Origin of the sequence: Clostridium sp. AF27-5AA, from assembly GCF_003478415.1 — a bacterium.
GTDB lineage: Bacteria > Bacillota > Clostridia > Lachnospirales > Lachnospiraceae > Otoolea > Otoolea fessa.
The window spans coordinates 24,169-39,383 of sequence record NZ_QUFH01000012.1 but is presented as its reverse complement, the minus strand read 5'-3'; the positions used below and the strand labels follow the sequence as shown (position 1 = coordinate 39,383).

Genomic DNA, 15,215 nt, shown 5'->3' with positions numbered 1-15,215 from the left:
AAGGTTTTTGTCGAATTAAAATTTTTATTTATTTTTTTGATAACCTTCCAGGAATGACTCGTTCTTGTCTCATTTTTTTCATAATGCAAAAAATGACTCATTTATGAGCTTTTATATGCTCATAAATGAGTCATTCAAATTTTATTTTTAAGTCATATGCCGATTTTTGAGTCCTACTGCCCGACTTCCGCCGCTGCCAGCTTTCGCGACTCCGTCAGCGTCTTTCCCTCGCGCAGATGAACCGCCACGCGCTCCTCGCGCTTCGCGATCCGGGAGGCGGATTCGTAGACTTCCGCGATCTTTCCGGACGGAACCACGACCACGCCGGTCCGGTCCATCACGACCATGTCGCCCGGAAAAATCAGGACGCCGCAGAGCGTCACCGGCACATCCACGCCGACTGTCTCGATATCGTAAGCGCTCTTGTTTGGTGCAGTTCCGGCGCTATATGCCGGAAAACCAAATGCCGCGATGTCATCGATATCGCGCAGGCAGCCGTCGGTCAGCTCGCCTTGCACGCCGCGAAGCTGTGCCCGGAGTGCCAGCAGGTCACCGCCCGTCGATACATTCATGATACCGCCCATGGAAATCACCAGCAGGTCGCCCGGTTCCGTTTTGTCATCGATCACTTTTCCGTGCTTTGCCAGGTTCACGCCGTCCCACGGTGTACTCCGGCGCTTCTGCAAAATCGTGCGGGCAAATCCGGCTGCACGCTTCTGGGAGGGATCGATCGGATGAAGTCCCAGCACACTGCCGCGTTTTAAACCAAGTCCGTCCATGGCATCTGCCACATTTCCGGTCGGGAGGGCGCTATAGCGCTCCACCCACATCATTCTCTCTTCTGCTGTCATATTTTCCTCTTCCTATTCTCAAACCATATCTTTACAGGCTTCTGCCCGGCTCTTTCATCTATCCGATATGATGCTTTCTTTTTCCACTATACAAACAGATGGTAAATACCCAGGAAAGAAAATACCGCTACCACTGCCAGTGCCAGGAAGGAAACGGCAAACAGCTCTACAAACATACGGTTCTGCGGGAAACGTTCTTCCGCATTCTCCTGCTGAGAAACACCTGCCATGATGAGCGCGCCGGTTGTGGAAATCGGAGTAAATCCTACGATCGTTCCACCGATTACAATCACCGATACCAGTTCGATGGCATCTGCTCCCAGCGTTGAAGCCAGTCCGCTTGCTGTCGGAATCAGAGTCGGGAATACAACTCCAAGACCGGAACTGAAGAAGGACATAAACCCAGAAGTAATACCCATGATCATCGCAGCAGTCCGTTTGCTCATAACATGCTCCAGAGCCGCTACCATGATATCGATACCGCCGGACAGGGAGATAACATTCATTAAAATGCCAACGCCCAAAACCATAATAATCACATTCCACGGCACCATCTGAACTGCTTTCTTCTCATCACCGCAGCCAAAGATAATTAACAGCGACCCCATTAAAAATCCCATCAGACCGACATTCCAGGAGAAGAACAGAACGCCGACTGCCAGACCAGCCAGTGCTGCCAGGGAAAGGAGCTGTTTTCCGGTAAATTTCGGAAGCTCTGCTTCTTTTCCGACTGCCTTTACATCCACTTTCCAGCCTTTATAGTAAATGTAGACAAGTACCATGGTTGCCAACGCCGTCAGAATCAGGCAGAACATGATCGGAACGGTGTCTGCCTCCAGTCCCTGTGCTGCCATCAGTTCACGGACAACGGCTGCCTCCGGGGTCAGCGGACTCATACGTCCGGACATAACGCCCAGGTCACCGATGATCGCCGTCATAATCGGGTTGATGCCTGCGGATGCCGCAACCGGGATTGCGATAACCGGGATGATTGCCAGGCTCGGAATTGCGCCCGGTCCTACGGCACTGATGATAAATCCTAAAATATAGATAACAAACGGAATCAGACGTTTCTGTTTGCCAACCAGCGCTACCATCTTGCGTGCTAAAAGTTCCAGGGTTCCGTTTCCGTTAATAATCGCAAACAGATAAGTAATACCGACCATCTGGATGCACAGGGATGCACTGAATCCCTTGATGATATCGGACGCCTTGATGCCGAATACCAGCGCCAGCACAGCAGCGATACCGGTACAGAGAATACCGACGTTACAGTTTTTCACAAATCCAATCACAATGGCTGCCAGAAGGCAGATTAAAGAAATAAGACCTAAGTTCATAGCAACCTCCTATCGAAATGTAATGCAGACCGGACTCTCGGTGTGGATGATCCGTCCCGTGTATTCCATGCGGCCTGTTTCCTCGCAGAGACGCATCTCTACGATGGTATCGCTGTCCTCATTTGCCGCATAAAACAGGCTGTAATCGCGGTTGAAGGAGATAAAACGTGGTGTCAGACCCAGAGTCGGGTAATAGCCTAATTCCTTCATATATCCAGTGTTCTGGTCGATGCGGTAGAGCACGATAGACTCATGGATGCGGTTGGAACCGATGAGAATCTCGCCATTTTTGCTGAGCAAAGATGCACTCGCCTGTCCCTCGCCCGTATAGGTATCTGGCAGAGTCGGAAGTACCTGCAGCGCCTTTAATTTACCGTTCTTGTCATCAAATGAAAGGTAGGTCATCGAATTTCCTTTTTCATTGATTAAGTAAACAAAGCGGTTATTCGGATGAATTGATACGTGGCGCGGCTCATCGTACTCGCGTCCGCGGTAGCAGTCGGTCTGTGTCAGGCTGCCGTCCTCCGGGTTAAAACGGAATACGACGATCTGTCCGTAGCCCTGCAGTCTCGCCTGGCATACAACAAAAAGGTATTCTTTCTTCTGATCCCAAATACACTGGTGTGCAAAGGAGATAGCGCCTTCTTTCTTTCCTGCCATATGCGCAGTGTGGACAATCTCTCCCAGACTTCCGTCCGCATTGCGGCGGATGACATAGACAGCGCCGCCCTGCAGGGCTGCCACTACCATGTAGCGGTTGGTTCGGTCCGGTGTGATGAAGACCGGATTCTTGCCGCCGATCTCGATGGTGTTTAAGGCAGATAAGGTTCCGTCTGCCTCGATCTTATAGCTGCTGACCTGCGTATTGTCGCCGTGTACGGAGTAGAGATATTTCTCCTCCAGATCCATCGCCTGATAGGACGGATTCGGCAGCGTCTCTAAGCACTGAATCTCTTTCCATTCGCCGGTTGCCTCCGAAATTTCGTAAGCCTTTAAGCCCTTGCCGCGTGCATTTCTCTCGCGGGTGGTACGGCATCCTACGTATGCGTAACTCATGTTTGTTTCCTCCTGACCCTTTTAATGCATTTTATTTTTACCCAAAGAATCCGCGTTCCCTCGAATATGCGGATTCTTTATTTCTTGGTTTGATAAAATTGTAACATGGAGAATTGACAAATGGAAATTCAGGATTTGAATGTAGGGGTATTCCGGAATGGAATGGTGCGGATGATGGATGAGATCGCGAGAGGGACGGCGCAGTCCCAGGGATATTCTTCCAGAAAATGCTTGCGCTCTTGGGTCTGCGCCTGTTACCATATTTATTTCCGCTCTATCTTATTGATGTGATAATATTCTTCTGTAAAGGATATAAAATCCATGATATCCTGGTTCCGATAGCAGGAATCGGAAAGCATCATCCAGACGCGGCGGGAGACAGGTTCCTGTTCTTTATTGTAGATCGGGATGAGCTGGAAACGGCTGCGGTCAAACGCCCAGTCGGAGCCGAAGAGAAAGCAGATGCCAAGTCCATTTTCTACCATCTCGATCGCGATATCCGAATATGGGACGAAATGAGCGGCATGGAGGGATTCTCCAAAGTGATCCTTCCACCACTGGTTGAGCAGCAATTTTACCATCGGATTTAAATATGATTCGATGATTGGCAGGTGCTCGACGTCCTCCAGTGCGGTCCCCATCGGCGCCATGATGTAAAGTTCTTCCTCAAACAGGCAGATTTTCTCTCCAAGAAATGGATAATCGCCACAGACGATCGCGATATCGATCGTTCCGTCAGTAATCTGGCGGATCAGCATATCGCTGGAGTTTGGAAATGTCTTAAACTGAAGGCGGTTGTACGCGTCCACATAACCTTTCAGAAGTTTCGGCATATGGAGTCTTGCAAAGGAGTTCGGGACACCGACGCGCACCAATTCCTTGACTCCATGGCGTTCTGAAAAATGTTCACGTATCTCGCCGAGAAAATCTAGCATGATACCTGCTTTTTTTACAAGATATCGTCCATCCTCTGTGAATGTTACACCTTGATTGCTCCGTTTGACAACCTCTATGCCCCATTCCTGCTCAATTGCCTTGACGCGCTTCGTCAGGGCGGACTGTGTCACGTACAAATCCTCCGCCGCCTTGCTGATGCTGCGTTTTTCATATAATTTTCTAAGAATCAGCCAGTCTAGTTCCCGCATTTCTTCCAGTTCTCCTTTATCTCAACATTTTAATTGCATATTGCTTTGTACTTGTTAAATGAATGAAAAAAGCACCCATTTGTGGTAAAATTATTGAACGGATCATTTTTTCGATTCATGGTGCAATTTTTAGGTTAGAGATTGCTTCGTGAATAACTCAGGATGAATTTTATTTTCTATTTTTCCCAGTTTTCGCACCTTCCGCCACATACTCCACAAACTGCGAAAGCGCCGGGGACAGCCGCTTACTCTTCGGATAGAAAAACCAGGTATTCCGTTCCACCGGCGTCCCATCTTTCCAGAAAAGCGGGGTCAGACACAGGTTGTGTTCATTGGCAAAATGTTCTGGAAGAAAACAAAGTGTATAACCAAACCCTCGTTCTATCATCTGCCATGCCACATCAATATAACCAACTGGCATACCATTCCCGACCGGGGTGATGAAATTTTCATTCCACCAGCGCTCCAGAATCTCTCTTGTCCGGTCATTCGTCTTATACTCGATCCGATCTAACCCCGGCAAATCTTCCATCTTAACCGGTTCCTTCGTCACCAGACAGGCGGCGCTTTTACCGACCCGGATGCGCTCCAGCGCCCCCTCATAATCGCCGCGGATAAATCCGACATCCACCGTCCCGTCAAGCAGCTTGCGAAACAACGCATCGCTCTGATCCGTCACGACCTCAAACTGCACCCTGGGATGTTCTTTCCGGTACTGGAATAAAAGTTCCGAAAGCATGTATTTACTGTATGTATAGGAAGAACCGATCACGATCGTCTCCTCCGTGCTCTTCTGCATTGCCGCCAGCGTCTCCGTCGTCTCCTTCATAAACACCAGATACCGCTCCGCCTGATCGGCAAGGTAGCGTCCCTCCGGTGTAAACGAAAGCCCCTTCGGCGTCCGGTTGACGATCGTCACGCCAAATTCCTCCTCCATCTGCTTGAGCCGCTTGGTCAAAGACGGCTGCGTCATGTAAAACGAATTGGCAACCTTCGTCATATTTGGATTTTTATAAAGTGCCTGTAAAATCTGCCAGTCTGTATCTCTCACGGAACATCCCCCATTTTATCGCTTAAATTGATTCTGTCGTTATTTTTCTTTCTCTTCTGCCGCTTTTGGATACGCTGTTTCTTCCTGTGTTATCCTTGTTGAATCCGCATATCCAAAAAGCGCTCCAAACAATGTCTTTTTCTCAATTTCTTTCACAATCTTCACTCTTATTCTACCACAAGATTACTACAAATGTCTTTCTTCCGTCAAGTCGCACGAAAAAGCGCCTGCACATCCGCACAGGCGCCTTTTCCCAAAATAAATAAGTTGGTGAATAAGTAGTTATTGTATATAAAAAATATAATGGAGGCATAATTAATAAATGACTACGCTTCTTTCTCTGCTTCCAGCTGTTTTTTCAGTGTTCTCAGCTGTCCGCCATTTAAGACAACTTCGATTTCCTTATCTGTCAGTTCTAATTTAACCCAGAAGGAAAATCCTTTTGTCTTATCAGTAATCTGCACACGGTGTGCTGCAATCTGCTCCCGCAGGTTATCGATATGAAGTTCATCCGTCTGCTCCAGACGTTCATAATCAGCTCCATCCTCAAACAGCATCGGAATTACGCCATGATTTACCAGATTTCCTTTATGGATACGGGCAATACTCTTGGCAATGACCGCTTTTACACCCAGATACATGGGATTAATAGCCGCATGCTCACGGGAGGAACCCTGTCCATAGTTTTCACCGCCGATGATGATGCTCTGTCCCATTTCTTTCGCACGGGCTGCAAATTCCGGATCATAGCGGTGATAGCAATACTGGGACATCAGCGGAATATTGGAACGCATGCTGCTGAACTCAGCACTTGCCGGTGTAATATCATCGGTGGATACATTATCACGGGCTTTTAAGCTGATAGGAGCATCCAGTGTCTCCTGCGGCGGCTCCGGAACCGGAAGAAACTTGATATTCGGTCCGCGGACAATCTCCACCTTGGCAGCCTCTTCCGGTGACAGTGGCGGCAGAATCATCGAATCATCAATATCGTACTGATCCGGCTCATGGATGGTATCCAGAATCTTCACATTTTCACCCATAATATCTTCTGCCGTTGCGAAAGTTCCCACAATCGCAGTTGCCGCAGCACTCTCCGGGCTGACAAGGTAAATCTTCGCGGTCGGATTTCCGGCACGTCCCTTGAAATTACGGTTGGAGGTGCGGACTGCCACACCGTCGGTCGCCGGAGTCTGACCGATTGCGCAGCACGGACCACAGGCAATCTCCAAAAGACGGACACCTGCATCCAGAAGCATCTCCACATATCCATCGCGCATCAGCTGACGGTACACCTGCTTGGAAGAAACCGCACAGGTACAGCTTACATCCTCATTCACATGATGTCCCTTAAATACAAGTGCTGCTTTTGCAATATCGGCATAGCTTGCATTGGTACAGCTTCCGATAAATACCTGCTGTACTCTCTTCTTTTCCGCCTGATGCAGCGGCATAACATTGTCCGGCTGGTGCGGACATGCGATCAACGGCTCTAACTCGCTTAAATTGATATCGATCGTCTCGTCGTACTCGGCGTCCTCATCCGGAAGAAGCTCTGTGTATGCTTCCGGACGTCCCTGTGCAGCCAGAAATCTCTTTACCTGTGCATCTGCCGGGAAAATGGAAGTGGTCGCGCCCATTTCCGCACCCATGTTTGCGATAGTCGCACGTGCCGGAATCTCCATCTCGGCAACTGCCGGTCCCACGTACTCATATACATTTCCCAGACCGCCCTTGATGGTCACGCGGCGAAGCATTTCCAGGATAACTTCCTTCGAGTTGCAGCCCGGTCTTAATTTACCGGTCAGGTTGACACGGACGACTCTCGGCATCGTCAGACGCATCGGAACACCCGTCATCGCCGTTGCTACATCCATGCCGCCGACACCGATACACAGCATACCGATCGCGCCGCCATGCGGTGTGTGACTGTCTCCGCCCATCGATACCTTGCCTGGCACACCAAAACGGGATACATGAACGGTATGGCAGATGCCGTTGCCCGGTCTGGACACATACACGCCGAATTTCTTTGCTGCGGACTGCAAATAAATGTGGTCGTCCGGCGTCTTATTATCTACATATAATAAATTGTGATCGAGGTAGCTGACGCTGCACTCCGTGCGGACACGGTCCAGCCCGATCGCCTCGAATGCCAGATAAGTCATAACGGCATTGATATCGTGTGTCAATGTCTGATCCACCTTGATAAAAATTTCTTTGCCCGGCGTCATATCGCCCGATACGAAATGTGACTCAATAATCTTTCTGGTAAGTGATTTCCCCATGTTTTGATTTCCTCCATTTGGTTTGTCATATTCTCTCGGAGTCTTTCCTGCACTCCGCCATCTCTATCAGCCCCGCAGCCCTGACCCGGCTGCCCGTCTGTTTTTTCCGTCCTTATTGTAACGCCTGCCTGCGGGGAAAATCCAATTAAGAAAGGGAATGAAGGTATAACTTTCTGTTATCAGGGCTTTTCCCCGTACTCCTCCCTACTCAATTCTTCGCTTCCATTTACGCCTCCTTATTTTCGCTCATTTTTCGTATATCTACAAAATTATATTATGTATTTTAGGTAGCATTAAAAATTATTTTATTTTATTATGTAATTTTATGTATCTTTTTGTATTTTTATGACTGTTTTATGTTAGAATCCAGCCATGTTTGGGAGGACAATTTGTATTAGGGAGGAAATTCGAATGAGAAAAATTAAAATGATGACCAGTGCAGTGCTTCTTTCTTTATCCCTGGCTTTTTCTTTAACAGCTTGTGGAACAAAGTCTGAACCGGCAGCCGATACAACAGCGGCTGAAGCCGAAGTAACCGAGACAGAAGGCGAAGCAGAGACTGCCGAAGAAGCGGCGAATGACGAAGAAGAGAAAGTCAAAGTCGGCGTTTCATGGAATGCCGACGAAATCGACGAAGATGCACAGTTATATATAGATGCCGTTACCAAAGCTGGCGGCGAAGCAATTTATCTTCCTCAGATCAAAACCGAGGATGACGCGAAAAATGCTCTGGCAGAAATCGATGCTCTGGTTATGACCGGCGGCGAAGATATTGATCCGAGCTACTACGGCGAAGAGCCAAACGAAAAATTAGAGACTGTAAACGAAGTCAGAGATACTTCTGATTCTCTTTTAATCAAGGCAGCTCTCGATGAGGATATCCCGATGCTCTGCACCTGCCGTGGCATGCAGTTCTTAAACGTATTAAGCGGCGGTACCTTATATCAGGATCTTCCGACTCAGAATCCGTCCGATATCGAACATCGCGATCCGGACCGTAAGGTATTCGCAAAACATGAGATTACCGTAGACAAAGATAACATCGTTGCTGCCGCATTTGGCGGAGAAGGCACCTACACTGTAAACTCCTGGCATCATCAGGCAGTCGATCAGTTAGGTGACAACCTGAAAGTCGTTGCTACTGCTCCAGATGGAATCATCGAAGCAATCGTCAGAGAAGATAAAGACTACGTGATGGGCTTACAGTTCCATCCGGAAGCTATGATCGCTGAAGGTGATGACAGTTTTCTTGCTTTCTACACCAACCTGATCGATCAGGCAAAAGAGGCAGAATAATCACATTTCTCCCAGACAAAACAATATTTTTGATGTTTTAATAACCTCCAGGCGGATGAATCAATCTTTCCGCCCGGAGGTTTTTTGTCCAAGACGCTCTTTTTTATAAAGAAGAATGTGCCTTGGCACATTCTCGCGCCGAGCGCGGTCGCTTGCGACAAACTACATCTTCGCGCGAGTGCGCATCATTGGCACGTTAGTGCCTTTTTGTGTAATAGGGGATTCCAAGGAATTTCCTATTACATAAAAAAGCAGAAGCCCCACGCTCCCGCATGAGACTTCCACCCTACTTTGAATCATTGAATCTTAATTAAATTGTCTCTACTCCCAGCCAATCACATCCCAGACGTCGCTGGTTTCCAGCCCCAGCCGCCATCCGGCTACGCCTGCCAGGTCGTATTTCTTGATTAAATCCATCTTGAGTCCCAGAGACCTTGTCTCCTCCATCCAGAGCTGCTGTTCGCCGTTCTGGCTGTCCAGCCTGCCGTAATACTGACCAACCGAATCATCCCAGGTCAGATCCATGCCGCTCTCCGAGACCCATTTTGTCGCCTCGGAAATTCCCATCGCACGGGAGGACGCATTGTCGCCGCTTCCCGTCCAGAGCCTTGTGTAGAACGGGACTGCGTTGATTACCTTTTCCTTCGGAACCAGGGAAAGCATATCTTTGATGCCGTTTTCGACATATCCGATCGAAGAAACAGAACCGGCTTCACCGCCTGCATAGTGCTCATCATAACCCATGATAATCACATAATCTGCGACGTTGCCCTGCTCTTTCTGGTTGTAGAAACGGTTATATACCGCCGGAACATAGTTATCGACCGACAGCACCAGCCCTTTCTTTCGGCAGGAAACCGACAGCTCGCGGATAAACTCGATGTAATGGACGCCCGCCGCCGTCTTCAAACTCTCAAAATCCAGATTGATACCGTCAAATCCATAACGGTCCGCCTCTGTCATCATATTTTCAATCAGTTTTTCGCGCACAGACGTCCTGGAAAGAAGCACCTCCGCCTGCACGTTCTTGCTGCATTCGCGGCTGAAATTGTCGAGTACCGCCCAGACCTGCAGACCTTTTTCATGCGCCCGATCCACATAGGACTTATCTGCCAGAGATTCATACGCGCCGCTGTTGCTGCTAAGCGTAAACCACGTCGGCGCGATGACATTGACACCTTTCGTCTTTGCAATCAGAGAATCCATCGCCTGGTTTGCCGCCGCGATCGTTACCTGATGCCAGACCATCACAATCTTCTGATCCAGTGAAATATTCTGGTAGACCGGAGCAGTAAAATCACTCTTTAATGTCTCCTCGTGCAGATTTTTCATCTTCCACTTGTGCATATATCCAATATGACCGTCCGGTGTCATGACTCTCGCCCAGTTGTCATACTGTTCCAGCACTGTCACTGTCCCGCCGCGCTTTATCTCAGTCACAATCGGGCTTTTCAAGCCGCCTCTTAAGCGGATCTTGGCGCTCCACGCCGCATCTGCCACCGTGACCGGATCCCAGTTATTTTCCACGAAAACCCGCTTCTGTGCCTCACCATCATACGCCTGCAGACGCACATCGGTGTATTTCTGAATCAGAGCCAGTGAAAGATAAACTGCATCACCATCCCGGTAAAGGATCTTTTTTCCGTCCTCATCCACGGTCGTCTCGTCGCTTTTCACGATCTCCTCCGGCAGGGCGTACACCAGTATTTCCTCATTGGCATCCCAGTAAAAACGTTCATTTAAGTTCGCATCTACCCACGCAGCCGGCAGATATGTCTGCCCGTCCACGTAGACCCCGCTCTCCTCCTGACGTTCATAGTTCAGATACAGCGCCACCCGGTCGCTGCCGCCCGCCGCGTACAGAGCATCCAGATCCGCCCTCTCCCGGCTTGGCATATATTTGACCGCTGCAATCACGCCAACGGCTGCCACGATTAAAAACAGCACAAACCCGAAAATCCGTCCCAGACAGCCCGAACGTGCTTTCCTTGATCTTCCTCTTTCCATGTTTTCCTCCGGTGTATGTTAAGGTAATACCATAAGCACTAAGCTCGAAAATACCTCGCTAAGTGCCCTTATTATATCACACCAGCTCCATGGAATGTTGACTTTTTTCTTAACTCCTCTTTCATTTTCCCTGTAATAGGTTACTGTTTACGCATACGTGCCCAGTAACTGTAATAGCACCATCTAAACAGTTCTCACCATTTTCTCCGAAAGAAAAATCCGGCGGACTGTCCAGATACGGACAAAACGGCACCTCTCTTATCACCGGTTGTAAACCCGGTCAAAATGTATCTCTGTCAGCACTCCTGTCTCCGCTCCGACGTAATCAGCCATATAAAACGAGCCGTCCTCCCGGAACTCACACAGCTTCCTGTATTCTTCTGGCCTGCACTCCCTCCCATCAATTAAAATCTGGATTCCTTTGCTTTTATATCGCTGTAATCCCTCGACAAATATTCTCTGCTGTTCCCTACGCCTCCTCTCTGCCTCTTCTTTTTTACTTTTTCTCACTACCATTCCACACCTTCTCCATTCCGCGAAAACAGCCCCTTCTAACTTTTGACCTTTCGGAGATAATCGGTAATTTATAACCCCAGGTCTGCCTCGCTTATCGTAGGAATTTTCCAAAAAAAGTCATGGACTCTCCCGTAACCATCAATGCGTTCTTCTGCAGTGGGATTCGCCGGATCCGGATATCCAGATATTGCTCTGCCATTTTTACAGCTTCCTCTTCTCCAAATGAGACGAAATACTCACACCATTTTTTCCATTTTTGCTTTTCTGCTGCCAATGCCGCAAAATCTGCCAGCTGCCATCCGCTGACCGAACCGACCAGAAAACAGCGGCTGCATCGAAAAAAGGCATCCTGATTCTTCTGTGTCAAGGCTCCGAAGTCGATCACCATCGCCTCCATCCCCCTTTCCGAACAATCGTACCATTCTGCACGTTCAGCCTTTTGATAGAAAAAAATTCCCCTAATTTCAAACGGCTGTCCTGCCCCGTCTATAACCGGTTTTTCCCTTCTTTTTCCCGTCCGGAATATCTTTTCAAGCTGTGCAAATGAGCCGCTCTCATTTTGTTCCAGAACCGCCGTTCGCCGGCACAGAACCCCGGACAGATATGCTGCCGTCATAAGCGAAAAGTGTGTCACCCCAACCGATGGTCCGCTCCCGGCTATCCCGATACATTCCAGGCGTTCTGTCCCGGCCTGCTTTGTGTCTGGCACTGGTTTTTGCCTGAATTTTCGCCCCACTTTTGAGCCTTCGCCCCGTTTTCCGATTCTAATCTGTATTTCCTCCTATTTCCACTGCCACGGGAATCCACCCATAAAGCGCTCCCACCTCCGCCGGATGTTCCGCCAGAGTCCCCCTTCTTTTGCTGCCTGTCTGGTCCCCCGTCCTTTTTTGAGAGCTTCCTCCCGGAAAATCCTTTCAAAAAATTCTGTCTCCTCCGCTGCCTCATTTTCCTGCCCCCGCCTTCCGCCTGCATCGAACGGCGGGGTTAAAAACGGAAGCCGCAGATACCTAAGATGCCGGACCTCCTCCGGAAGATAATCCCGCCCGCATTTTCTGTGATTTAATAAAATCTGGAGTCCCTCTTCTGCTCCCAGAAACCGGATCGCCCGCAGAGAATCTTCTTTCTCCCACGGCTGCAATCCACAGACGAAAAGAATCAAATCATACTCCCCATCCAGAACCGTCTGGAGCCTGGTTCCGCAGTCATCTAAAATCACTTCAAACACCGGCTGTTCCAGCTGCACCACATCGCTGTATCTGGGTTCCAACGCCAGACCGTCCATGTAATAAATTCCATGTTCATCCGGCACCATCCCATACCAGGATGCCAGCCTGCGGACTGCCCCCGTGTCATTCTGCTCCCTGTAAAGGCAGGAAACTCCTTTCTGCCGCAGATATCGGACCGCGCCAAGTGCGGTATGTGTAACCCCGATTCCGCTCCGGCTGCCTGCTACGGCAATCCTGAGAAGTGGTATATGACGTTCTGCAAATATGCGCGCCTCCAGTTTTTCCAATGCCTCTAACACTTCCCGGACACTCTGGCAGCGCTCTTTTTTCTCTGTTCTGAGACATCGCCCCATAAGAATGTACAGATCTCCCCAACAGCTTCCCTGTCCTGCTTTTATCTCCCCCTCTGGGGCATGCCCTGTCCCCATATAGTACAGGAGGGCGCCAATGGCATAGATGTCGGTCCTCTCATCCAGAGTCCCTCCCTCGTACTGTTCGGGGGCTGCAAAGCCTTTTGTTCCATAGCAAACAGATCGTTCCTGGCTCAAAGACGCCAGTGCCGCCTGATCAAAATCAATCAATTTTAATTGTTCCCGGCAGATTAGAAGATTCCCGGGGTGGAGATCTAAATATAAGATTGGATTTGGTTTGAATGAATGCAGATAATTCATGATCCGGCAAAGCTCAATTCCCAGACGGATAAGCTCTCCCGTTTGCAGACTGCCCGTTCTCTCAATTCGGGCATACAACGACTCACCGCACAGATATTCCTCGATGAGATAATAATAATTTTCGTCAATTTCCAGATCGTAGATGATCGGGATTCCCGGATGGCGCAGCCGCTTCAAAAGCGCTGCTTCCTGAATGAAACCGCTCTCTGTCCGCCTGACACGCTTAATCGCTCTCTCTTCATCAAGCCCCAGATGCCTGGCTAAAAAAACAGTTCCGCTCCGACCGCGTCCGATCACACGTTCCAGCTGGTATTTTCCAAATAGAACGGCTGCTTCCGTACCGCGCCTCCTTTCGGTCTATACCACCTCTCAAGATTCATTGTATACGATCCCCTCGGTTCCCGCAACCGTTTTTAGAAAGATTTTATGCTTTTTTTTCATATTCAAATTGCCAAGTGATTATATTATATAGTATGATGAATACCAAGGTTCCAAAGTCCAAAACATGAGTAAACAGCCTTTTTCCGCAGAAAAATGAGCGGCTTACGAATGTCTTGCAAAATTGCGGAAGTGCGAAGCACGAAGCATTCGGTATCTTAACCACCCAAAAGACAAGGAAGTGAAAATCCATGAAAATAGAACGCATCAACGAAAACCAGATCCGCTGCACCCTGACAAGCAGCGATCTGAGCGCCCGCAACTTAAATCTGGGCGAACTCGCCTATGGCACGGAAAAGGCGAAAAAACTGTTCCATGAAATGATCCAGAAGGCATCGAATGAAGTCGGCTTCGAGGCGGACGATATTCCTCTGATGGTGGAAGCAATTCCGCTCTCCAGTGAGAGCATCATGCTGATCATTACCAAGATCGAGGACCCGGAAGAGCTGGACACCCGCTTTTCACGCTTTTCCCCGGGAAACGAGGACGAGCCTCTGACAGCGCTTGCCAACGAGCTTTTAGAGGGCGCGGACGGGCTTTTAAGCCTATTTACTGACAATGGCAAAAATACCGCCGCAAGCCCGCTGACCGGTTCGGACGCGCCTTCCACTGAAAATGCAGAGCCAGGTTCCAAACTGCCGGCAGCGCGTATTTTTACTTTCGGCTCCCTCGACGAGGTCTGCCGGGCAGCGCGCATCGCAGCTCCAGTCTGCGAAACACCGAACACGCTTTATAAACACCCGTCCGATGGTCGTTACTACCTTGTTGTCCGCCAGACAGCCGACAGCACCGACGCATTCAACCGCCTGTGCAATCTCCTGTCCGAGTACAGCGAACCATTAAAGACTGCCGCTGCCCCGAATGCATTTGAGGCATACTATGAGGAGCATTATGAGACGATCGTCCGGGAGCACGCGCTCTCAACGCTCTCGACCCTGTAGGAATACTGACTTCCAGAAAAATCGGTTTTTTCCATTGCTTTTATTTTAGAACATGAAAACCATCAATTTCTCCTTGAATATTTCGCATTTTTAGTATAGAATATAGCCAAACGCATAAATATAAAAGGAGGATTTTATCATGGCATTTGTAATTACTGATTCTTGTGTAAGTTGTGGTTCCTGTGCTGGCGAATGTCCAGTTGGAGCAATCTCTCAGGGAGATGGCAAATACGATATCGACGCTAACAGCTGCATCGACTGCGGTACATGTGCAGGCGTATGTCCGACCGGCGCTATCGAGCAGGGCTAATTAAACACAAACAAAAACGAAATATCTACATAAAAAAGCCTGTCGTTTCCGACAGGTTTTTTTATGCCCTTTTGCAGAA

The 15,215-nt window shown here is 49.0% G+C and carries 13 protein-coding genes; 3 read left to right on the top strand and 10 right to left on the bottom strand.

Annotated features, from left to right (window positions below; all coding sequences use genetic code 11):
* Nucleotides 1-173 precede the first annotated feature (173 nt).
* From DWY89_RS11715 to DWY89_RS11690, 6 genes are all read right to left on the bottom strand, one after another.
* Nucleotides 174-851, bottom strand: a complete 678-nt coding sequence (locus tag DWY89_RS11715) for an RraA family protein (RefSeq protein ID WP_118469329.1) — start codon at nt 849-851, stop codon at nt 174-176.
* A gap of 86 nt (nt 852-937) precedes the next feature.
* A complete protein-coding gene (locus DWY89_RS11710; RefSeq protein WP_118469331.1) occupies nt 938-2,191 on the bottom strand; it encodes an SLC13 family permease in 1,254 nt (417 codons plus the stop codon).
* A 9-nt stretch (nt 2,192-2,200) separates the two neighbouring features.
* On the bottom strand, nt 2,201-3,247 hold the full coding sequence (locus DWY89_RS11705) for a beta-propeller fold lactonase family protein (RefSeq protein WP_118469332.1): 1,047 nt from the start codon (nt 3,245-3,247) through the stop codon (nt 2,201-2,203).
* Between the two features lie 263 nt (nt 3,248-3,510).
* Nucleotides 3,511-4,392 carry a LysR family transcriptional regulator gene (locus tag DWY89_RS11700; protein WP_118469333.1) on the bottom strand — a complete coding sequence of 294 codons (882 nt, stop codon included), beginning with the start codon at nt 4,390-4,392 and terminating at the stop codon, nt 3,511-3,513.
* A 169-nt stretch (nt 4,393-4,561) separates the two neighbouring features.
* Nucleotides 4,562-5,443, bottom strand: a complete 882-nt coding sequence (locus DWY89_RS11695; RefSeq protein WP_118469334.1) for a LysR family transcriptional regulator — start codon at nt 5,441-5,443, stop codon at nt 4,562-4,564.
* Nucleotides 5,444-5,769: 326 nt separating this feature from the next.
* Nucleotides 5,770-7,731 carry an aconitate hydratase gene (locus DWY89_RS11690; protein ID WP_118469335.1) on the bottom strand — a complete coding sequence of 654 codons (1,962 nt, stop codon included), beginning with the start codon at nt 7,729-7,731 and terminating at the stop codon, nt 5,770-5,772.
* A gap of 411 nt (nt 7,732-8,142) precedes the next feature.
* Here DWY89_RS11690 and DWY89_RS11685 point away from each other — a divergent pair, with 411 nt between their 5' ends.
* Complete coding sequence (locus tag DWY89_RS11685) at nt 8,143-9,027, top strand: gamma-glutamyl-gamma-aminobutyrate hydrolase family protein (protein ID WP_181357266.1); 885 nt, start codon at nt 8,143-8,145, stop codon at nt 9,025-9,027.
* Nucleotides 9,028-9,348: 321 nt separating this feature from the next.
* Here DWY89_RS11685 and DWY89_RS11680 read toward each other — a convergent pair whose 3' ends face one another.
* The 4 genes from DWY89_RS11680 to DWY89_RS11665 all read right to left on the bottom strand — a co-directional run bounded on the left by DWY89_RS11680 (nt 9,349) and on the right by DWY89_RS11665 (nt 13,753).
* Entirely contained in the window at nt 9,349-11,034 is a 1,686-nt protein-coding gene (locus DWY89_RS11680) for a glycosyl hydrolase family 18 protein (protein ID WP_118469336.1), read from the bottom strand.
* Between the two features lie 261 nt (nt 11,035-11,295).
* A complete protein-coding gene (locus DWY89_RS11675) occupies nt 11,296-11,550 on the bottom strand; it encodes a hypothetical protein (protein WP_022358865.1) in 255 nt (84 codons plus the stop codon).
* A 91-nt stretch (nt 11,551-11,641) separates the two neighbouring features.
* Nucleotides 11,642-12,259: a hypothetical protein gene (locus DWY89_RS11670; protein WP_118482014.1), complete on the bottom strand. Its 618-nt coding sequence runs from the start codon at nt 12,257-12,259 to the stop codon at nt 11,642-11,644.
* 72 nt (nt 12,260-12,331) lie between these two features.
* Nucleotides 12,332-13,753: a serine/threonine-protein kinase gene (locus tag DWY89_RS11665; RefSeq protein WP_118469337.1), complete on the bottom strand. Its 1,422-nt coding sequence runs from the start codon at nt 13,751-13,753 to the stop codon at nt 12,332-12,334.
* A gap of 323 nt (nt 13,754-14,076) precedes the next feature.
* On the opposite strand from DWY89_RS11665, the gene DWY89_RS11660 reads away from it, so the two are divergent.
* On the top strand, nt 14,077-14,826 hold the full coding sequence (locus DWY89_RS11660) for an adaptor protein MecA (protein ID WP_107001812.1): 750 nt from the start codon (nt 14,077-14,079) through the stop codon (nt 14,824-14,826).
* 139 nt (nt 14,827-14,965) lie between these two features.
* A complete protein-coding gene (locus DWY89_RS11655; RefSeq protein WP_107001811.1) occupies nt 14,966-15,136 on the top strand; it encodes a 4Fe-4S binding protein in 171 nt (56 codons plus the stop codon).
* Nucleotides 15,137-15,215 lie beyond the last annotated feature (79 nt).